A 19,083-nucleotide genomic window follows, 5' to 3' on the forward strand; every position below is an offset into this window, starting at 1 on the left:
GCTGTCCGCCCCCCTCTCATAATGTTCTGATCGTTGGCCGATGGGTATGGGAAACCGGTGTCAATGACAAGCGCCGGTTCAGCGCAGCAACATATCCCAACGCTTTTCGTGTGCCGCGCTTGCGGCCGCCTTGATAGCGGCGAGCAAAGGTGCATCGCCCGCGACCTGCGGCGGCAAGCCCAGTCCCGCTTCGGTAAGGCGGCGGACGAGCGCAACCGAATCGCCGTCCTGTGCCGCGGCCGCAAGCCGATCGCCGGCGGGGTCGGCGATCGTCATCCCGGCGCGGCTGCGCGCGATCAGGAAGGCGACCCAGCCTCCCAGCGCCGCGACGACATGTGCGGGCATCCGCCCGGCGGCACGATTGGCGGCGAGCGTGTCGCCGAGGCGATACGGCAGCTTCTGCGACCCATCGATCGCGATCTGATCGAGTCGGTGGACGATCGCCGGGTTGCGGAAGCGGGCGAGCACGGCTTCGCGATACTCGTCGAGGTCGAAACCGGGGACCGCGGGTAGCATCGGGATGATGTCAGTGCGGATCATCGTATCGACGAAGCGCGCCAGATCGGCATCGGCCATCGCGTCCGCGACGCTGATATGGCCGCGCAGCAGGCCGAGATAGGCCAGCGTCGAATGCGCGCCGTTGAGGATGCGCAGCTTCGCCTTTTCATAAGCGGCGACGTCGCTGGTGACGGTCGCGCCCGCGCTCGCCAGATCGGGGCCGAGCGGTACGCCGACATCCTGGATCACCCATTGCGTGAAGCGTTCGCGCTGCACGGCGGCGCGATCCTCCAGGCCGATGCCCTCGGCGACCTTGGCGTAGAGGTCGGCGTCGGAGGCGGGGGTGATCGAATCGACCATGGTCGAGGGCACCCGCACTTCCCCGGCGATCCAGTCGGCGAGGTCCGGATCGATCGCACGGGCGAAGGCGACCAGCGCGGCGTGCAGCTTGGCGCCGTTGCTTGCGAGATTGTCGCACGGCAGCGGGATGAAGGGCCGCACGCCCGCCGACCGACGCGAGGCAAGACCTGCAACGATCCAGCCGACGACGCTCGCCGGGACTGCGGTGCCCGCCAGATCGTGGAGGATATCGGGATGCTCCATGTCGAGCGTGCCGTCGCCGCTCAGGCAATAGCCCTTTTCGGTGACGGTGGTGGTGACCAGACCGACCGCGGGGTCGGCAAGCAAGGCGCGCGTCTCGGCGGCGGCATCCGGCGCTAGGAAGCGCCGATGGGCGCCGATCACGCGCATGTCCGATTCGGCATCGCGGATTGCCAGCGTGTAGAGGCCGTCCTGCTGCTCCAGCGCCTCGACCGTGCCGCGCGAGCGCATCGACACGGCGGCGATTCCCCAACGTGGATCATGCTGGAGCACGGTGTCGACATAAGCGGCCTGGTGCGCGCGGTGGAACGCGCCGGGGCCGAAATGGACGATGCCGACGCTCGGCTCGGGCCGCCCGCGCGGACTTTGCATGGCAGGGGCAAGTTGGTCGAGCGTCGAGGCGGTCAATCGGTTCACAGCGTCACACCCCGTTTCCAGATCGCGATCTCGCGTTCGTCGTTGTTCTCGGCCGCGGTCGGCGCGCCCGATGCGATCGCGCAGATACGCTCCAGCAGCATCGCCTCCGCCGCCTCGAAGCCGCGGTCGAGCACGGCGCCCGCGTCGAAGTCGATCCAGCCGGGCTTGCGTGTCGCGAGATCGGAATTGGAGGCGATCTTGACCGTCGGCACCGGAAAGCCGAGCGGCGTGCCGCGGCCGGTGGTGAACAGGATCGCGGTCGCGCCCGCCGCCGCCAGTGCGGTCGACGACACCGCGTCGTTGCCCGGCGCCTCCAGCAGGGTCAGTCCATCGGCCCGGACCCGCTCACCGTAGTCGATGACGTCGGTGATGGTCGCGCGCCCCGCCTTTTGGACTGCGCCGAGCGATTTCTCCTCCAGCGTGGTGATGCCGCCGACGACGTTACCGGGGGAGGGATTCTCGCTGATGGGTTCACCGTGGTCGATGAAATATTGTCGGAACCCGTTGATGATGCCAACCATCCGGTCGAACACGTCGGTGCTGGCGGCGCGGTCCATCAGCATCTGTTCGGCGCCGAATATTTCCGGGATTTCGGTGAAGACGACGCGCCCGCCCGCTTCCGTCACGCGGTCGCTGATCTGGCCGACCAACGGATTGGCGGTGAGGCCCGACAGTCCGTCCGATCCGCCGCATTTGACGCCCAGCACCAGCCGATCGAGGCCGACCGTCTGCCGCGGCATCGCCGCCTGCTGCGCCAGTTCGGCGACCAATGCGCAGCCTTCCTCGACCTCGTCGGCGCTGAACTGCGCGGTGAGATAACGGATGGCGCCATGCCGTTCGGGCGGGATCGCGGCGAGCAACTCCTTGACCTGATTTTCCTCGCAGCCCAGCCCGACGAGCAGCACGCCGCCGGCATTGGGATGGCAGGCGAGGCTGGCGAGGATCGCGCGAACGCCGGCGAGGTCCTGCCCCAGCTGCGAACAGCCGTGGGGATGGGTGAAGGCGTGGACACCATCAACCTGGCCATCGACCTGCGCACCCGCCTGTTTCGCGATCCGTTCGGCGGTGCGGGCGACGCAGCCGACGGTGGGCAAGATCCAGATCTCGTTGCGGGTTCCGACCCGGCCGTCGGCACGGACATAGCCTTGGAAGGTCGCGCCGGTCCGTGCCTCGGGCGTCGGCGACGCCTTGGGATCGTAGGTGTAGCTGCCGGTGCCGGACAGGCCGGTCGCCAGATTGTCGCTGTGGACATGCTCGCCCGGCGCGATCGCGCGGCGGGCGCGGCCGATCGGAAAGCCGTATTTGAGCACCGGCGCATTGGCGGCAATCGGCGACAGCGCGACCTTGTGGCCGCGGGGTATGTCGGCGGTCAGCCGCACGTCCGCGACGATATCGCCGGCGTGTGCGTCCTCCAGCAGCGTCGCCACGCTGTCGCCCGGGGCGATGGTCAGCGCCTTGGTCATGGATCCTCTCTCTCGCCGGGACACCGGTGTCTTTTTATCGCGCAGATAGTGTTCGGGTGCAAGGCGGGGCGGGCTGGCGGGGTTGCGATCGCGCGGCTATCGTGGCCGACATGCGCAAATCCGGTCAGCCCACCATCAACGACGTGGCCCGGATCGCGGGGGTTTCCAAGAAGACGGTCAGTCGCGTCATCAACCGGTCACCGCTGCTCAACGACGATACCCGCAAGCGCGTCGAGACCGTAATCGCCGATCTGGGCTATATCCCCAACCCGCAGGCCCGCGCGCTCGCCCTGCGCCGCAACTTCCTGATCGGTCTGGTCCACGACAATCCCAACGCGCAGACGGTGATGAACGTCCAGCAGGGGATGCTGGAGGCGCTGCACGATACCGAGTTCGAAATGGTGGTGCGCCCGCTGGATCGGGGATCGGCGACGATGCTAGAGGATCTGCGCCATTTCCTCGAACGGCAGCGACTGTTCGGCGTGCTGCTGATGCCGCCGATCAGCGAGAATGACAGTGTCGCGAAGCTGTGCGACGATATCGGCTGCCGCTATGTCCGCATGGGATCGGCGGTGCTCGACGTGACGACGCGGATGGTCGCCTCCAACGATCGCGAGGCCGTACGCGCGGCGACCGATTATCTGATCGCACAGGGCCACAAAAGGATCGGCTTCGTCGGCGGCCCGCACGGCTTCCGTTCGGCGCGCGAGCGCCGTGCGGGGTTCGAGGATGCGCTTGTCGCAGCCGGGATCGCCTTGCCGCGCAGCATGATAGCCGACGGCAATTACACGTTCGATTCGGGGCTGATCGCGGCGGAGCGCCTGCTAGACGTCATCCCGCGCCCGACCGCCATATTTTCCAGCAACGACGAGATGGCGGCGGGCGTCATCCACGCCGCCCGCCAACGCGGGCTGGAGATTCCGCGCGACCTGTCGATCATCGGCTTCGACGACACGCCGATTGCCGCGCATGTCTGGCCGCCGCTGACGACGGTACGCTGGCCGATCGCCTCTATGGCGCGCTCCGCCGCGCTTAAGTTGATCGCCGGCGAACAGGAAGGCGAGGCGGAGGTCGAGGAGCCTTCGCTGTTCCTCTCGACGCTGATCCGCCGGGGCTCGGTGGCGTCGCCGCCCGCGGCCGGTTGATATGGAATATGACCATGCCGCAGTCGTCGCGTGAATATCCGAACCGACGAAAGTGACGGCAATGGTTGCACGACAATCTGACACCGGTTACCAGATCGGTGATCGCGAAGACCGACGGAGAGGAAAACGGCTGTGACCCGGCGTCTCGAACTGCACCCCGACCGGCTGTTCCCTGCCGATCCGGCGACGCGCGACATCGCACGGACGCTGTACGCCGAGGTCGCCGACCTGCCGATCGTTAGCCCGCACGGCCATACCGATCCGACGTGGTTCGCGGAAAATGCGAACTGGACCGACGCGACGACGTTGCTCCTGGCGCCCGATCATTATCTCTACCGGATGCTCTATAGTCAGGGTGTCAACCTCGATGCGCTGGCGATCCCGCGTCGCGATGGCGTGCCGGCGACTGATACCCGTGCAGCGTGGCGCGTACTGGCGGATCATTACCGTCTGTTCCGCGGCACGCCGTCCCAGATGTGGCTCGATCATGTGTTCAGCGAGGTATTCGGCCTTGATGTCGCTTTCGAACCCACGACGGCCGACCTGTATTTCGATGCGATCGGCGAGAAGCTGGCGACCGAGGCGTTCCGCCCGCGCGCGCTGTTCGATCGCTTCCGCATCGATTTCCTCGCGACGACCGAGGGCGCACACGACAGCCTCGACGCGCATCAGCGTATTCGGGAGAGCGGCTGGAACGGCCGTGTCGTCACAACTTATCGCCCCGATGGCGTGATCGACGTCGAGCATGAGCAATTCGCCGGCGCGATGCGTCGCTTCGCCGAGCTGACCGGCGAGGACGTCTATAGCTGGCAGGGGTATCTGGCCGCGCATCGCAAGCGCCGTGCTGATTTCCGCGCCGCCGGCGCCACCGCAACCGACCACGGCCACCCGACTGCGGCGACCGCGAACCTGTCGACGCCCGAATGCGAGGCGCTGTTCGCGCGCATCAACGGCAGCGCCTGGACGCCTGCCGACGCCGAGCTGTTCCGCGCGCAGATGCTGACGGAAATGGCCGGCATGAGCGTCGAGGACGGGATGGTGATGCAGATCCACCCCGGCAGCGTGCGCAACCACAATGCCGGCCTGTTCGCCAGCCATGGCCGCGACAAGGGTGCGGACATCCCCGGCCGTACCGATTACGTCCATGGCCTGAAGCCGCTGCTCGACCGGTTCGGCACCTCGACTGACCTGTCGATCATCCTCTTCACGCTGGACGAGAGCGTCTACGCCCGCGAACTCGCGCCGCTCGCCGGGCATTATCCGTGCCTGAAGCTGGGACCGAGCTGGTGGTTCCACGATTCGCCGGAGGGCATGCGCCGCTTCCGCGAGATGACGACGGAAACCGCCGGCTTCTACAACACGGTCGGCTTCAACGACGACACGCGTGCCTTCCTGTCGATCCCCGCGCGGCACGACGTCGCGCGGCGGATCGACTGCGGCTTTCTCGCCCGCCTCGTCGCCGAACACCGGCTGGAGGATTGGGAAGCGGCCGAACTGGCGCAGGAATTGACCAGCGGCCTCGTCCGCCGTGCCTATCGCATCGACGACGGTGCTGATACAGGCGTGGGAAGCCGTTCCACTATTTACGACAGCGTCGCCGCTTAAGGAGCCTTCATGTTCGACCGCACCTATTACGCCACCCATCCCGACATGATGGAGTGCGTCTCCAACGACGAACTGCGCGACCGCTATCTGATCCAGGGCCTGTTCCGCGCCGGTGAATGCGTGCTCAACTACACGCATGCCGATCGCTTCGTGATCGGCGGCGTCCATGTCGAATCCGGCTCGGTCGCGCTGCCCGTGCAGGAAGAGCCGGCGTCGGCCAAGGGGCACCCGTTCCTTGAGCGTCGCGAGCTGGCGATCGTCAACGTCAGCAATGTCGAAGGCACCGTGACCGTCGACGGCGAGAGCTTCACGCTCGGCAACAAGGACTGCCTGTACGTCACGATGGGCGCGAAGGACGTCCAGTTCTCGGGCGACGGCGCGCGTTTCTATCTGGCGTCCTGCCCGGCGCACAAGGCGTTCCAGACGCGCAAGCTATCGATCGCAGACGCCAATGCGCTGGAGCGCGGTTCGCTGGAAGAATCCAACGAGCGCACGATCTTCCAGCTCGTCATCCCGGGCGTGTGCGACAGCGCACAGTTGGTGATGGGCCTGACCGTGCTGAAGCCGGGTTCGGTGTGGAACACCATGCCGCCGCACATCCACGAGCGTCGTAGCGAGATCTATTTCTACTTCGAGCTGGACGGCCCGAACGATCGCGTCATGCATTTCATGGGTGAGGGCGAGGCGATGCGGCATATCGTCGTCGCCAACGAGGAATCGGTGATCTCGCCGCCGTGGTCGATCCACATGGGTTCGGGCACCAAGGCCTACGCCTTCATCTGGGCGATGGCGGGCGAGAACCAGGATTATACCGACATGAACGTGCTGGACATCTGCCAGCTGGCTTAATCGAAACTCCCCTCCCTTCAAGGGAGGGGTTGGGGGTGGGTGGCGTGCTCGCGCTATTGTGACGCGGGCACTTTGGGCCGCCGTACCGCCGGACTGAACCCACCCCCATCACCGGGTGGATCATGCCCCCGGCATGATCCAGAAATGCCCGGGGGGCATTTCGACCCGAGTGATCCTCCCTCAAGAGGGAGGGGAGGAGAAGATTAGAATGAATCCCTTCGACCTTTCAGGCAAAGTCGCTGTCGTCACCGGTGCAAACACCGGCATCGGGCAGGCGATCGCCGTCGCCCTCGCCAACGCCGGCGCCGACGTCGCCTGCGTCGGCCGCACGCCGGCCGAAGACACCGTCGCCCGCATCCGCGACCTTGGCCGCAAGGCGGAGATCGTGTCCGCCGACCTGTCGTCGATCGAGCCGGTCGGCCGCGTCGTCGACGAGACCGTCAGCAAGCTCGGCGGGCTCGACATCCTCGTCAACAATGCCGGCATCATCCGCCGCGCCGATGCGGTCGATTTCACCGAAGAGGATTGGGACGCGGTCGTCGACACCAATCTGAAATCGGTGTTCTTCCTGTGTCAGGCGGCGGGGCGGCACATGATCGCCAATGGCGGCGGCAAGATCATCAACATCGCATCGATGCTGACGTTTCAGGGCGGCATCCGCGTGCCGAGCTATACCGCGTCGAAGAGCGGCATCGGCGGCCTGACCAAGCTGCTCGCCAACGAATGGGCGAGCAAGGGCATCAACGTCAACGCGATCGCACCGGGCTATATCGCGACCAACAACACCGCCGCGTTGCAGGCGGACGAGGCGCGCAACAAGTCGATCCTCGACCGCATTCCGTCGGGCAAATGGGGCGATGCGGACGACCTCGGCGGGGCCGCTGTGTTCCTGGCGAGCCGTGCGGCGGATTACGTGCAGGGGCATATCCTTGCCGTCGACGGCGGCTGGCTGGCGCGTTGATACGATAAGGGGCTGCCCTCACCCTTCGCCGCCTTCGGCGTCTTTTCCCTCTCCCGATGGGAGAGGAAGGGAGGCGCAAAGCGCCGGAAGGGTGAGGACGGCACAAACAGGAGAGAGACGTGGCCAAGTTCCTGGCGTTCGGCGAGATCATGTTGCGGTTGTCGCCGCCGGGGCGTGAGCTGCTGCTCCAGACTCCCAAGTTCGACGTGTGGGTCGCCGGGGCTGAGGCGAACGTCGCCACCGCACTCGCCAAACTGGGCCATGACGTCGGTTTTGCCAGCATGGTGCCCGACAACGACCTCGGTCGTTCGGCGATCTCCACGCTCCGCGGCCACGGCGTCGATACCGCCGCGATCCAGCTCGGCGGCGATCGCATGGGGCTGTATTTCGTCACGTCCGGCGCCGGCATGCGCGCTACCGAAGTCATCTACGACCGCGCGCACTCCTCGTTCGCCAACGCACCGGTGGACGCATGGGGTTGGGACACGCTGTTCGACGGCGTCGACTGGTTCCATCTGTCCGGCATCACCCCGGCGCTCGGTCCGGTGCCGGCGGAGAGCGCGATCGCCGCGGTCAAGGCCGCCGCCGCCCGCGATATTCCGATCTCGTTCGACGGCAATTACCGCGCGAAACTGTGGGAGCGCTGGGACAGCAACCCTCGCGCGCTGCTGATGCAATTGGTCGAGCATGCCGATTTGATGTTCGGCAATCACCGCGACATCGCGCTGCTGCTCGACAAGGATTTCGGCGGCCATGACGGCGAGGACCGCCGCCGCGACGCCGCGGACGCCGCCTTCGCCGCTTTCCCCAAGCTGAAGACGATCGCCTCGACCGCGCGCCATGTCGAGAACGTCGACCTGCACCGCGTCTCCGCCCGCATCGACACGCGTGACGGCCATGCGCAGACCGAGGAGGTCGTGCTCGCCGGCATCGTCGACCGGATCGGCGGCGGCGACGCCTTCGCCAGCGGCGTGCTCCACGCCCTTCGCACCGGTGGCGACATCGGCGCGGCGGCGGCGACGGGCCTTGCGCTCACTGCGCTCAAGCATTCGCTACCGGGCGATGCCTCGCTGTTCCGGCAGGCGGATATCGACGCCTATCTCGCGGGTGGGCTGGATGTCCGGCGCTAGTCGGAACGGGGATGGCCTGACCCGCCGCGCCGCGATCGGGGCGGGTGCGGCGACGCTGCTCGCCACCGGAGCGCGCGGACAGGCACCCGCCGCGGTGCGCGCGCCCGCCGGCGATTTCGTCGGCACGATCGAGGGCGGCGTTCACGCTTTTCGCGGTATCCGCTACGGTCGGGCGGAGCGTTTTCGCGCGCCGGTGCCGGTCGCGCAGCCTGGGCAGATCGTGCGTGCGCAGGCCTATGGCCCGGTCTGCCCGCAAAAGGGATCGTACGGCCCGCAATCCGAAGACTGCCTGTTCCTCAATATCTGGAGCGCCGACCCGCGCCGGAGCGGGAACAAGCCGGTAATGCTCTACATCCACGGCGGCGCCTATTCGAACGGCAGCGTCACCGATCCGCTCAACGACGGGCAGGCGCTGGCGGCGAGCGGCGACGTGGTCGTGGTGACGGTCAATCACCGGCTCAACGCGTTCGGCTATCTGTATCTCGCGCGGCTCGACCCGCGTTTTCCCGACAGCGGCAATGCGGGGCAGCTCGACCTGATCCTCGCGCTCCGATGGGTGCGCGACAACATCGCGGCATTCGGCGGCGATCCGAACCGGGTCATGGTGTTCGGCCAATCGGGCGGCGGTGCCAAGATCGCGACGATGATGGCCATGCCGGCGGCGAAGGGGCTGTTCCACCGCGCTGCGACGATGAGCGGGCAACAGGTCACCGCGTCCGGCCCGCTGAACGCCACCGCGCGGGCGAAGGCGTACCTGGCGAAGCTGGGCGGGGATGTGACCACGCTGCCGACCGGAAAACTGGTCGAGGCGCTCGACGCGATCGACCCGATCCTTGGTGGTGGGGTCTATTTCGGGCCGGTGCTCGATATGACGTGGCTCACCCGCCATCCGTTCTGGCCCGATGCCGCGCCGCAGGGGCTGCGCATCCCGATGATGCTCGGCAACACCCATGACGAGACGCGGGCGTTCATCGGCCTCAATTCGGCGAAGGTGCAGGGGCTTACGTGGGACAATGTCGCCGAACGTATGGCGCCCGAACTGCGTATCGACATCCTGCCCGAATGGGTCGTCGCGCAATATCGCGCGCACTTTCCGACATGGAGCCCGCTCGACGTCTTTTACGGTGCGACCACCGCCGGGCGTAGCTGGCGCGGGCAGGTGATCGAGGCGGAGGAGCGCGCAAGGGCCGGCGCTCCCGGTTTCGTCTATCAGGTCGACTATGGATCGCGCGTCGAGCCGCGGCGCGGTGCGTTCCACACGATGGACATCCCGCTGGTGTTCGGCACGCTGGGCGCCAGGGGTTCCGAAACGGGCACCGGAGCGGATGCGCAGTCGGCGAGCAAGGCGATGCAGGACAGCTTCGTCGCTTTCGCACGGACGGGCGATCCCAACCACGCCGGCCTGCCGCGCTGGCCGAAATACGGCCTGGATACGCGCGCGACGATGATCTTCGACGCGCGCGCGCGGGTGGAGAACGACCCGCGCGGCTGGGAACGCGAACTGTTCGCCCGCGTGCCGTACATCCAGCCGGGAACGTAAGAGCCCCTCCTCTTCAGGGGATGGGTTGCGGTGGAGGAGTCGCCAAGCGCCGGTTCCGGTGAGACGTCCCCCAACCCGGCATCAGGCCGATCAGGCTTCCCGCTTGATCCAAGCCGCACGGGACACGGTTTACCTGACGGTCCTCAAGGGAGAGGTTTGATCACGCCGCTGCCATCCGGCGCGATGCGGCGATGCTGCTCCACGCGTACAATCCGCACCCGAGCCAGATCAGCGCGAAGGTCGCCAGTTGTGCCGGGCGGACGGGCTCGCGATACAGCAGCACCGCCTCGAGAAATTGCAAGGTCGGCGCGATGAACTGAAGCAGCCCCATCGTCGTATAGCGAAGCCGCTTCGCGCCCGCCGCGAACATCAGCAACGGCGCCGCGGTGACCGGGCCGGCGAGGATCAGCAGCAGGTCCATCGTGCCGTCGCGACCGAATTCGGCCGAGCCGGTGCTGCTGGCGTACAGCAGCACGGCCAGTGCGACCGGGGCGAGGATCGCCGTTTCGATCGTCAGTCCGCCGAGCGCGTCGATCGCCGCTATCTTGCGGATCAGGCCGTAGAAGCCGAAACTCAGCGCGAGGGCGAGCGAGATCCAGATCGCACCACCGCCGCTGACCGCCAGCAATACGACGCCGACCCCCGCTAAGCCGATAGCGCCGCCCTGTAGCCGGTCGAGCCGTTCGCCGAGCAGCAGCATGCCGAGCGCGACGTTGATGAGCGGGTTGATGAAATAGCCGAGGCTCGCCTCGACCAGATGCGCGTTGGCGATCGCCCAGATGTAGACGAACCAGTTCACCGCGATCAACGCCGCACTGCCGGTCAGCATCAGCAATACGCGGCCGCGCGCCACGGCAAGCAGCGGCCGCAGGCGTTTCGTCGCGAGGATCACCGCCGCCAGCAGCAACAGCGACCAGAGTATGCGGTGAGACAGCACCTGCAACGGCGGCACGTCCTTCAGCAGGTGTAGATAGAGCGGCAGCACGCCCCACAGCGTGTAGGCGCCGATGCCGTAGAACAGCCCGGCGCGCGGATGAGCGGTATCGACCATCCCCGCGCTGTGACGGGTTGCGTGTTGCGGCGCAACACGTTGGGTCGTCTGGCGGTGGCGGTGGCGGTGGCGGAGCGGGGCGGGGCGACGAACGGTCGGCGTCGCCCGCAAACCCGGTCAGTCGGCCGCCTTCACCACCGGATAGCTGACGATCAGCGTCAGCGGCGTCTTGCCGACCTGACGGATACCCACGGTCGCGCCGGAATACAGATACGCCGCCATACCGGGCTTCAGCGGCCTGGTATCCTTGCCGGACGACACGATCCCCTCTCCCGACAGGACGTAATAGACCTCGTCGTGCGCCAGCGGGTGCAGGCCGATCGCGGCGCCGACGTGGAGCACCCGCTTGCGGAATTCCATCGTCCGACCGGGCACCGCGTCGCTGATTCGGTAGGCGGTGCTCATCCCGATCTTGCCGTGCGGCGTCGGTTCGTCGCGTTTGACCGCCGCCTCGTCGACCACGACCATCGGCCGTTCGACAGGCATGGTGGCGGGTGCGGGGCCGGCTTGCAGGGCTGCCAGCACGGCGGTGGCGAGGATCATTGTCATTACCGTCTCCATCTTTGCGCTTTGCGGGATGTTGACACGCGCCCGTCTGCGCAGCATGTTTCTGACACCGGTTACCTATGCAAGGCAAGGGATCGGTGACGCGACCATCAACAGATGGCCGTCCTGGGGAGGATGGGCAGGTAAGTGACTGCCACGGCACCATACTCCCCGACGACATGACGACGAGGACCGATCGGTCGGCGTCAACGAGGAACGATGGCCGCGTATGGCCGCATGGGGAGTGATTGCAATGACTGGACGTTCGACTTTTGCCCGCCACGGCGTGTCGACCGGCGCGCTGGTGCTCGGCATGCTGTTGCCGGCCGCCGCCTTTGCGCAGGCCGCCACCATTCCGGCGACGCCGGCGCAGCCCGGCAGCCCGCCGCACACCGATCCGGCTCCGGCGCAGACCGCGGTCGTCCCCGCCGGCGGTGCGGAGGATAGCGGAGCGGACGTCCAGCCGCAGACCACCGCACCCGACGGCGCCGAGAGTGGCGCGGACATCGTCGTCACCGGCTTCCGTCGCAGCCTCGACGCCGCACTCAACGTGAAGCGCGATTCGGTATCGTCGGTCGACGCGATCGTCGCGGAGGATATCGCGAAGTTCCCCGACCAGAACCTCGCCGAATCACTGCAGCGCATCCCGGGCATCTCGATCCAGCGCGACGCCGGCGAAGGCCGTGCGATCACCGTCCGCGGCCTCGGCGCGCAATTCACCCGCGTCCGCGTCAACGGGCTGGAGACGGTCGCGACCTCGACCGACGGCGCCTCGTCGAATCGCGACCGCGCGTTCGATTTCAACGTCTTCGCATCCGAGCTGTTCAACTCGATCGTCGTCCACAAGACGGCGGAGGCCAGCCTCGACGAAGGGTCGCTGGGCGCGGTCGTCGACCTCAACACCGGCAATCCGCTCGGCGGCAAGACCGGCTTCACCGGCGTGCTCTCCGCGCAGGCGAGCTATAACGACCTCAGCGAGAACACACGGCCCCGCCTCGCCGGGCTGGTATCGTACAAGTCGCCCGACGGCACGTTCGGCGCGGCGGTGTCGGCGGCCTATCAGAAGACCGACAATCTCGAACTCGGCAACAATACCGTCCGGTGGGCGCAGGCGCGGTTCGATTCGGTCAACGGCACGCCGTGCTTCTACAACAGCAACACTGGGACGACACCGGTGGCAAACGCTGGCGGCTTCTATCGCCCCGGCACCGCCTGCGACACCGCCGCGCTCGCCTTCCATCCCCGTATCCCGCGCTACGGCGAGGTCTTCCATGGCCGCGAGCGGCTCGGCGTGACCGGTAGCGTGCAATGGGCGCCGAGCGACGCGACCAAGGTGTCGATCGACGGCCTGTATTCGCGCTTCAAGGAAAAGCGCGAAGAGAAATGGGCGGAGGTGCTGCTGCGCTCCAACGAACGTTCGATCGACCTGATCAACCCGGTCTACGACGCGAACAAGAACCTGGTGTCCGGCACGCTCAACGACGCCTGGGTGCGGACCGAACATTACCTGCGCCGCTCGCAGACCGAATTCTATCAGCTCGGCGGCAGCTGGGATCAGGACGTGACGGACCGGTTCCGCTTCACCGTTCTGGGCGGCTTCTCGAAGTCCGAGGCGGATATCCCGGTCGAGACGACTGTCGTGTTCGACGATCGCGACGCGCAGGGCTACAAGTTCGATTATACCGACAGCCGCACGCCGCTGCTCGCCTTCGGCACCAGCGTGACCGAGCCGGCGAATTTCCAGCTGGCCGAGATCCGCGATCGGCCGTCGACCGTCACCAACAAGTTCCGCACCGCGCAGCTGCGTACCGAATGGGACGTCGCCGACGGCTATCAGCTGAAGCTGGGCGGGGTGTACCGGCGCTTCGATTTCGACAGCATCTCGTTCCAGCGCGACACCGCGGTGTGCGGCAACGGCGGGCGCGATCTGGTGCTCGGCACGATCACCTGTTCGGCGAGCAGCGCGTTCGGTCCGAGCGCGGTATATGGCTTCCAGGTCACCCCGGCGCTGAGCGAGCTGTTCACGCTCGGCAACGCCGGCCAGCCGTCGGGAACGACGACGCAGTGGCTCGTTCCCAACCTCGACGCGGCGACGAGCTACACCAACCTCTACGGTCGTACCCCGACGCTGGTGGTCGGCGACAATCGCAGCGTCACCGAAGAGGTGACCGGCGGCTATTTCCAGATCGACGCCAAGGGCGACCTCGCCGGCCTGCGCTATGCGCTGAACGCTGGCGTTCGCTATGCGCACACCGCACAAAGCTCGACCGGGATCAATTCGGGCGCGGTCGTGACGGTCGATCGCGATTACGACGACTGGCTGCCCGCGATCAACGTCGCGTTCTTCCCGACCGACACGATCATCCTGCGTGCCTCGGCCGCCAAGGTGATGACGCGGCCGACATTGGGCAACCTGACGCCCGGCGGGTCGGCGGACGGCTTCAACTATCGCGTATCGTTCGGCAATCCGCAGCTCCAGCCGTTCCGTGCGGCGGCGTACGACATCGCGGCGGAATGGTATTTCGCACCGCAGTCGATCCTGTCGGTCGCGCTGTTCAAGAAGAACGTCGAAAGCTTCCCGGTGTCGTCTGCGATCACCAACGCGACCTTCACCTCGACCGGGCTGCCGGCGTCGGTGCTCGGCGCGTCGTCGCCCGCGGCACTCAATCCCGCGTTGCAGGCAGAGCCGATCTGGACGATCACCACGACGGTCAACGGCACCGGCGCCTCGCTGAAGGGGGCGGAGATCGCGCTGCAGGCGACGTTCAGCTTCCTGCCCGGCTTCCTCAAGAACTTCGGCGTGCTCGCCAATGCGACCTTCGTCGATTCGAGCGCGAACTACACCGTGCAAGGTCCAGTCGTCTCGGCCTGCGTCCCCGGCGCAACCCCGGCGGCGGCCTGTGCCTACGGTCCGCTGGTCAACGCCAATCGCAATGCGACGCTGTTCGGCCTGTCCAAGCAGCAGTATAACGGCACGCTCTATTACGAGGATGCGAAGTTCTCGGCGCGTGGATCGATCAGCTATCGCGGGCCGTACATCGATGCCAACAGCGGCACTGGCAACATCTTCGAGGGCTATAACAAGACGATCAACGTCGATGCCTCGTTGCGGTACAAGCTGACCCCGAACGTCGAGGTGTCGCTGGAAGGGACCAACCTGACCGACCAGTATCGCGATCGCTACACCGACATCGACGCCAACCGGAACTACGAATACAACCATTTCGGCCGTACGTTCCTGGCCGGCGCGCGCTTCAAGATGTGAGGTGGGTATGATCGATCGTCGACAGGCCCTGATCGGAACCTTCGCCGCCGGCCTGGCGACGGCGGCTGGCGCGCAGACCGCATCGCCGCGGGTGAAGGACGCGGCGATGCCGGGTTTGCCCGACCCGGCCGAGACGATCGATCTGTGGCCGGCCGGTGCGCCGGGCATGCCCAAGGTGCCGCCGGTCGAGGTCGTCGACGAACGCAGCACCGACGGGCAACTGCCCGATCGCGCCGTCCGCGGGATCGTGCGCCCGCGCATGGTCGTGTTCCGGCCGGCGATCCCCAACGGATCGGCGCTGCTGGTGACGCCCGGCGGCGGCTATGCCCGGGTCGTCGTCGACAAGGAAGGATATGAGGTCGCGCGCTGGCTGTCGGCGCGAGGCTGGACGGTGTTCGTGCTGTTCTACCGCCTGCCCGGTGACGGCTGGGCGGCGGGCCCCGATGTCGCGCTGTCCGATGCGCAGCGGGCGATGCGGCTGATCCGGTCGCGCGCGCGCGATTACGGCATCATGCCCGACCGGGTCGGTGCGATGGGATTTTCGGCGGGTGGGCACGTCTGTTGCGATCTCGCCACCCGCCATGCCACGCCGACCTACACGGCCGTGGACCGGGCCGACCGGTGGAGCGCGCGTCCCGATATCGCGGCGCCGATCTATGCCGTGCAGGCGATGACGCGGCCGCTGGCGCACGCCGGATCGCGGGCCCTGCTGATCGGTGAGGCTGCTTCACCCGCGCTGGAGGCGGCGCACACCCCGGCCAACCACGTCGCCGCGCAGACGCCGCCCTGTTTTCTTGCCCATGCCGAGGACGACGCGACCGTAGACGTCGGCAACACGCTGGCGTTTCGCGCCGCCCTGAAGACGGCGGGCGTCCCGGTCGAAACGCATCTGTTCACCCACGGCGGCCACGGTTTCGGCCTTCGCCGCACCGCCGGGAAGCCGGTCGAGGCGTGGCTCGGCCTGTTCCACGCCTGGGCGCAGAGCCGGGGTCTGGGTTGAGCCGAGCTTTTCGCCGGCGGTTGGGCGGTATAAGGCGCGCGCGATGACCAGCGGCGCGCTTCAGGATCTGTTCCTTTCCACTCTGGTGCGGAAGGCGGGCGGCAATCGCCGCCGCTGGCGCCTCGTCCTCGGCGACATGAAGGTCTATGCCGTCGCCACCCATCCCCATTGCAACTGGTCGGTGACGCCGACCGGATCGGCGGCCGAGAACGATATCGTCGAACGGATCGCCGACGATCTGCGCGTAACCCACCCGATCGTCAGCCACGGCTGAGCCGAGCCGCGCCGCGCCTCAGCGCTTCTCCGCGCTCAGGCGGGACATCAGGATCGCCGCGCGCTTCGCCTGGCGGCGGATCGTCGACAGGTCCACCACCTCGTCCGGCGTATGATCGCCGCGGCTGGCGGTACCCAGCCCGACCAGTCCGTCGACATCCGCAGCCACCCACGAAATGTCGCCCGCGCCGCGCTTCAACGGATCGAGCGGCGGCATCGCCGGCAGTCCCAGATCGCGGTTCACGACGTTCAGCCGGGCGAGCAGCGCCTGGTTTCCCGCGGTCGGCGCCATCGCCGGATAGCCGCTCTTGAAGCTGATCGACGCATCGGTACCGGGCGCATGCCGCGCGACGATCGCCGTCATTTTCGTCCGCACGCGCTGCGTCTGATCCTCGCTCAACGTCCGGAAATCGCCGCTCGCGACCGCTTGCGCGGGGATGATGTTGCTCTTGCCTTGCGCACTCGCCTTCGATCCACTCGCGTCGATCGCAGCGGTGACGCCGCTGGCGAGCAGGCCGACGTTGAAGGTCAGATTGGCCTCGGGCAGTTCGGTGCGAAACGCCGCGACGATGCGTGCGATCTCGTTGGCCGCGCCATCGCCGAACGCCTCGCTGAAGATGCGCGAGCTGTGGCCGCTCTTGCCAGTTACGGTCAGCGTCCAGTCGTTGACGGACCGGCGGGCGATCGAGCCCATGTCGCGGCCCTCCTCGATCGCCAGCCCCTCGAAATCGAGTGCGACGTCGGCGCGTTTGCCGGCCGCGATCAGGTCGGCGCGCGCCACCGCGATCGGATCGCCCGAATCCTCTTCGTCCCCGGTCAGCACGATCTCGATATTCGCGTTCCGGAGCGTGCCGGCGGCCTGCATTGCGCGCAGCGCGGACAGCATCACCACCATGCCGCCCTTGTCGTCGCCGGCGCCGGGGCCGCTCGCCTCCTCGCCCTTGCGGACGAAGCGCTGGAACGGCGAATCCGCCTCGAACACGGTATCGAGATGGCCGATCAGCAGCAGCCGTCGGGTGCCGGGCGCGCCGCCATGCGTCGCGATGATGTGGCCCGCGCGGCCGGTCTGCGGCAGCGGCTTCCACGTCACGGTGAAGCCCAGCCCGCGCAGTTCCTCCGCCATCATCGCGCCGACCTTCGTAACGCCGGGCAGGTTCATCGTGCCGCTGTTCTGATTGACCAGCCGCTCCAGCAGCGTAACCGAACGTTCGTATTCGGCATCGACCGTCGCGGCCATCCGCGCCTCCGCCGAAGACAGGCGTGGTGCGGGATCGGCGGCGGCGGGGCTGGCCGCGAGCAGCAGCGGCAGGAACAGCGTCAGCATCACGACGCGACCCTCGCCGCCATCAGCGACAGGGCCGCGGTCTTGCTGCCGGTGAGCTGGACCTGATAACGACCGGGGGCGAGATCGAAATCGACCATCTTGCGGATCGGCGAGCAGGCGGGACCATGGCCGTGCGTAGCGGACGCGACGATGCGGTCGCCCGCGACCACGTCGATCCACGCGCCGCTTCCGAGCGCGATCCGGTAGCGGCCCCGCGTTGCGACCGAGAGCGTGAAGACACCGCCGAAGCCCGCAGGCGTGCCGGCTTTCCCGGAGGCCTGCGCCAGACGCAAGGTCGACGTGGCGACCAGCGTCGCGCGGACGCCACTACCGATCGGCAGCGCTGGTGCGTCTCCGGCGGACACGCCGGCGGCGAGCGGGACGGATCGCGCCCAGCCGGACAGGCCGGCAGGCAGGACCGTCGATCCCGACGGGCAGGATGCGGTCGGCGATGCGGCGGGAACGGCGACCTGTACGGCGGCCGCCATCATCGCGCCCCAAAAGATCGATAGCATTCGCACCATCCTCCATATCGTTCGAGGACGAGGATAGCAGGGGCGTCCGTCGTGTCACGGCCCGATCCGCGCGAGCCACGATCAGGCGTCGAGAGCAGAAACACCTTCTTACGCTCTAAAAATCCAAACCCAGATTGATTTGTCCGACCAGTTGGGCCTAAACGGGAATATCCGGAATGGACGTTACAATCGCCGGCCGGATCAAAGGGGAGCGGTGAAACGGTGATGATCGGGACAAAAGTCATGAACGCCGACGTGCACGACCATGTTTGCGTGTTGCTGCTGGATACACTCGATCTGCTGGACGAGCAGGGGGCGACGATGGCCGCAATCCACGTCAGTCACGCGCTCGAGGTGCTGGGGTGTGCGGTTACCGATCCTGCGGATCGGCCCGCTGCAGCGGTATAGCGGCAATTTCCGTCAGCCATGCACGGATCGTCGAGCGGCCGGTCTGGCTCAACGCCAGCATCGTCACACGCCGGTCGCTGACATCGTCGCTGCCAAGAACCAGACCCCGGTCCTGCAACAGCTTGATCCAGCGTAACGCGGTGGTGCGCGGAACGCCGGCGGCGGCGCAGCAGGCATTGGTGGTCACCGTGGCACCGTTCAGCCCCTCGGCGAACAGGAACAGCATGATGTCCAGTCCGGGATTGGCGAACAGGGATGCTTCCAGATGATCGGCGAGCTTGCGGCGCGCTCCGGTGATGCTGCACGCTAGCGTCGCAAGCGCGTCGTCACCGGGCTGAAAACCAGTCGCGTCGATCGGCATCGGTGAACCGGCAAACCGGCTGACACCGGTTTCCCGATCGACAGAGGCGGAGACATCCTGTTCGCGCAATATGGCATCCATCGTGATCGTCGCCTCCTTTACCGCAGCACGGCATAGCCGGAGACGATCCGA

General features: G+C 67.0%; 17 protein-coding genes. 10 read left to right on the top strand and 7 right to left on the bottom strand.

The features are described from left to right. Positions 1-78 precede the first annotated feature (78 nt). Positions 79-1,515, bottom strand: a complete 1,437-nt coding sequence (locus NF699_12810; protein USU03943.1) for a mannitol dehydrogenase family protein — start codon at positions 1,513-1,515, stop codon at positions 79-81. After that, the gene (locus tag NF699_12815; protein USU03944.1) at positions 1,512-2,978 is read right to left on the bottom strand and encodes an altronate dehydratase family protein; all 1,467 of its coding nucleotides are present in this window, start codon (positions 2,976-2,978) and stop codon (positions 1,512-1,514) included. The genes NF699_12810 and NF699_12815 overlap by 4 nt, the downstream gene beginning before the upstream one ends. Before the next feature lie 110 nt (positions 2,979-3,088). On the opposite strand from NF699_12815, the gene NF699_12820 reads away from it, so the two are divergent. From NF699_12820 to NF699_12845, 6 genes are all read left to right on the top strand, one after another. Further along, positions 3,089-4,123, top strand: coding sequence for a LacI family DNA-binding transcriptional regulator (locus NF699_12820; GenBank protein ID USU03945.1), 1,035 nt, complete (start codon positions 3,089-3,091; stop codon positions 4,121-4,123). Positions 4,124-4,255: 132 nt separating this feature from the next. Beyond that, complete coding sequence (gene uxaC / locus NF699_12825) at positions 4,256-5,728, top strand: glucuronate isomerase (GenBank protein USU03946.1); 1,473 nt, start codon at positions 4,256-4,258, stop codon at positions 5,726-5,728. Positions 5,729-5,737: 9 nt separating this feature from the next. Further along, positions 5,738-6,577: a 5-dehydro-4-deoxy-D-glucuronate isomerase gene (gene kduI, locus NF699_12830; GenBank protein ID USU03947.1), complete on the top strand. Its 840-nt coding sequence runs from the start codon at positions 5,738-5,740 to the stop codon at positions 6,575-6,577. A gap of 208 nt (positions 6,578-6,785) precedes the next feature. Further along, positions 6,786-7,538, top strand: a complete 753-nt coding sequence (gene kduD / locus NF699_12835; protein ID USU03948.1) for a 2-dehydro-3-deoxy-D-gluconate 5-dehydrogenase KduD — start codon at positions 6,786-6,788, stop codon at positions 7,536-7,538. A 119-nt stretch (positions 7,539-7,657) separates the two neighbouring features. Continuing rightward, a complete protein-coding gene (locus NF699_12840) occupies positions 7,658-8,668 on the top strand; it encodes a sugar kinase (protein USU03949.1) in 1,011 nt (336 codons plus the stop codon). Next, a complete protein-coding gene (locus NF699_12845) occupies positions 8,655-10,208 on the top strand; it encodes a carboxylesterase/lipase family protein (GenBank protein USU03950.1) in 1,554 nt (517 codons plus the stop codon). The genes NF699_12840 and NF699_12845 overlap by 14 nt, the downstream gene beginning before the upstream one ends. Positions 10,209-10,368: 160 nt before the next feature. On the opposite strand, the gene rarD is transcribed toward NF699_12845, so the two are convergent. Continuing rightward, the gene (rarD, locus tag NF699_12850; protein USU03951.1) at positions 10,369-11,259 is read right to left on the bottom strand and encodes an EamA family transporter RarD; all 891 of its coding nucleotides are present in this window, start codon (positions 11,257-11,259) and stop codon (positions 10,369-10,371) included. Positions 11,260-11,376: 117 nt separating this feature from the next. Then, complete coding sequence (locus tag NF699_12855; protein USU07083.1) at positions 11,377-11,745, bottom strand: cupin domain-containing protein; 369 nt, start codon at positions 11,743-11,745, stop codon at positions 11,377-11,379. Positions 11,746-12,058: 313 nt separating this feature from the next. Between NF699_12855 and NF699_12860 the strand changes: the two genes are divergently transcribed. From NF699_12860 to NF699_12870, 3 genes are read left to right on the top strand one after another with little or no spacing between them, the layout of a single operon-like run. Next, positions 12,059-15,070: a TonB-dependent receptor gene (locus tag NF699_12860; protein ID USU03952.1), complete on the top strand. Its 3,012-nt coding sequence runs from the start codon at positions 12,059-12,061 to the stop codon at positions 15,068-15,070. Positions 15,071-15,077: 7 nt separating this feature from the next. Further along, positions 15,078-16,070: an alpha/beta hydrolase gene (locus NF699_12865; protein USU03953.1), complete on the top strand. Its 993-nt coding sequence runs from the start codon at positions 15,078-15,080 to the stop codon at positions 16,068-16,070. Between the two features lie 43 nt (positions 16,071-16,113). Then, complete coding sequence (locus NF699_12870; GenBank protein ID USU03954.1) at positions 16,114-16,344, top strand: hypothetical protein; 231 nt, start codon at positions 16,114-16,116, stop codon at positions 16,342-16,344. An 18-nt stretch (positions 16,345-16,362) separates the two neighbouring features. On the opposite strand, the gene NF699_12875 is transcribed toward NF699_12870, so the two are convergent. Further along, the gene (locus tag NF699_12875) at positions 16,363-17,667 is read right to left on the bottom strand and encodes a M20/M25/M40 family metallo-hydrolase (protein USU03955.1); all 1,305 of its coding nucleotides are present in this window, start codon (positions 17,665-17,667) and stop codon (positions 16,363-16,365) included. Further along, positions 17,667-18,182, bottom strand: a complete 516-nt coding sequence (locus NF699_12880; protein ID USU03956.1) for a homogentisate 1,2-dioxygenase — start codon at positions 18,180-18,182, stop codon at positions 17,667-17,669. The genes NF699_12875 and NF699_12880 overlap by 1 nt, the downstream gene beginning before the upstream one ends. Before the next feature lie 243 nt (positions 18,183-18,425). Here NF699_12880 and NF699_12885 point away from each other — a divergent pair, with 243 nt between their 5' ends. Continuing rightward, positions 18,426-18,590: a hypothetical protein gene (locus NF699_12885; GenBank protein ID USU03957.1), complete on the top strand. Its 165-nt coding sequence runs from the start codon at positions 18,426-18,428 to the stop codon at positions 18,588-18,590. Here NF699_12885 and NF699_12890 read toward each other — a convergent pair. Next, positions 18,553-19,032: a hypothetical protein gene (locus NF699_12890; GenBank protein USU03958.1), complete on the bottom strand. Its 480-nt coding sequence runs from the start codon at positions 19,030-19,032 to the stop codon at positions 18,553-18,555. The genes NF699_12885 and NF699_12890 overlap by 38 nt on opposite strands. Positions 19,033-19,083: the final 51 nt, after the last annotated feature.

The organism is Sphingomonadaceae bacterium OTU29LAMAA1, assembly GCA_024072375.1.
Classification (GTDB): Bacteria; Pseudomonadota; Alphaproteobacteria; order Sphingomonadales; family Sphingomonadaceae; genus Sphingomonas.

Coding starts and splice junctions, on each gene's coding strand:
- NF699_12815 (USU03944.1), bottom strand. CDS start 2,978: ATGACCAAGGCGCTGACCATCGCCCCGGGCGACAGCGTGGCGACGCTG.
- NF699_12855 (USU07083.1), bottom strand. CDS start 11,745: ATGCCTGTCGAACGGCCGATGGTCGTGGTCGACGAGGCGGCGGTCAAA.
- kduD (USU03948.1), top strand. CDS start 6,786: ATGAATCCCTTCGACCTTTCAGGCAAAGTCGCTGTCGTCACCGGTGCA.
- NF699_12860 (USU03952.1), top strand. CDS start 12,059: ATGACTGGACGTTCGACTTTTGCCCGCCACGGCGTGTCGACCGGCGCG.
- NF699_12875 (USU03955.1), bottom strand. CDS start 17,667: ATGCTGACGCTGTTCCTGCCGCTGCTGCTCGCGGCCAGCCCCGCCGCC.
- NF699_12870 (USU03954.1), top strand. CDS start 16,114: ATGACCAGCGGCGCGCTTCAGGATCTGTTCCTTTCCACTCTGGTGCGG.
- NF699_12885 (USU03957.1), top strand. CDS start 18,426: ATGAACGCCGACGTGCACGACCATGTTTGCGTGTTGCTGCTGGATACA.
- rarD (USU03951.1), bottom strand. CDS start 11,259: ATGGTCGATACCGCTCATCCGCGCGCCGGGCTGTTCTACGGCATCGGC.
- NF699_12820 (USU03945.1), top strand. CDS start 3,089: ATGCGCAAATCCGGTCAGCCCACCATCAACGACGTGGCCCGGATCGCG.
- kduI (USU03947.1), top strand. CDS start 5,738: ATGTTCGACCGCACCTATTACGCCACCCATCCCGACATGATGGAGTGC.
- NF699_12865 (USU03953.1), top strand. CDS start 15,078: ATGATCGATCGTCGACAGGCCCTGATCGGAACCTTCGCCGCCGGCCTG.
- NF699_12890 (USU03958.1), bottom strand. CDS start 19,032: ATGGATGCCATATTGCGCGAACAGGATGTCTCCGCCTCTGTCGATCGG.
- NF699_12845 (USU03950.1), top strand. CDS start 8,655: ATGTCCGGCGCTAGTCGGAACGGGGATGGCCTGACCCGCCGCGCCGCG.
- NF699_12880 (USU03956.1), bottom strand. CDS start 18,182: ATGCTATCGATCTTTTGGGGCGCGATGATGGCGGCCGCCGTACAGGTC.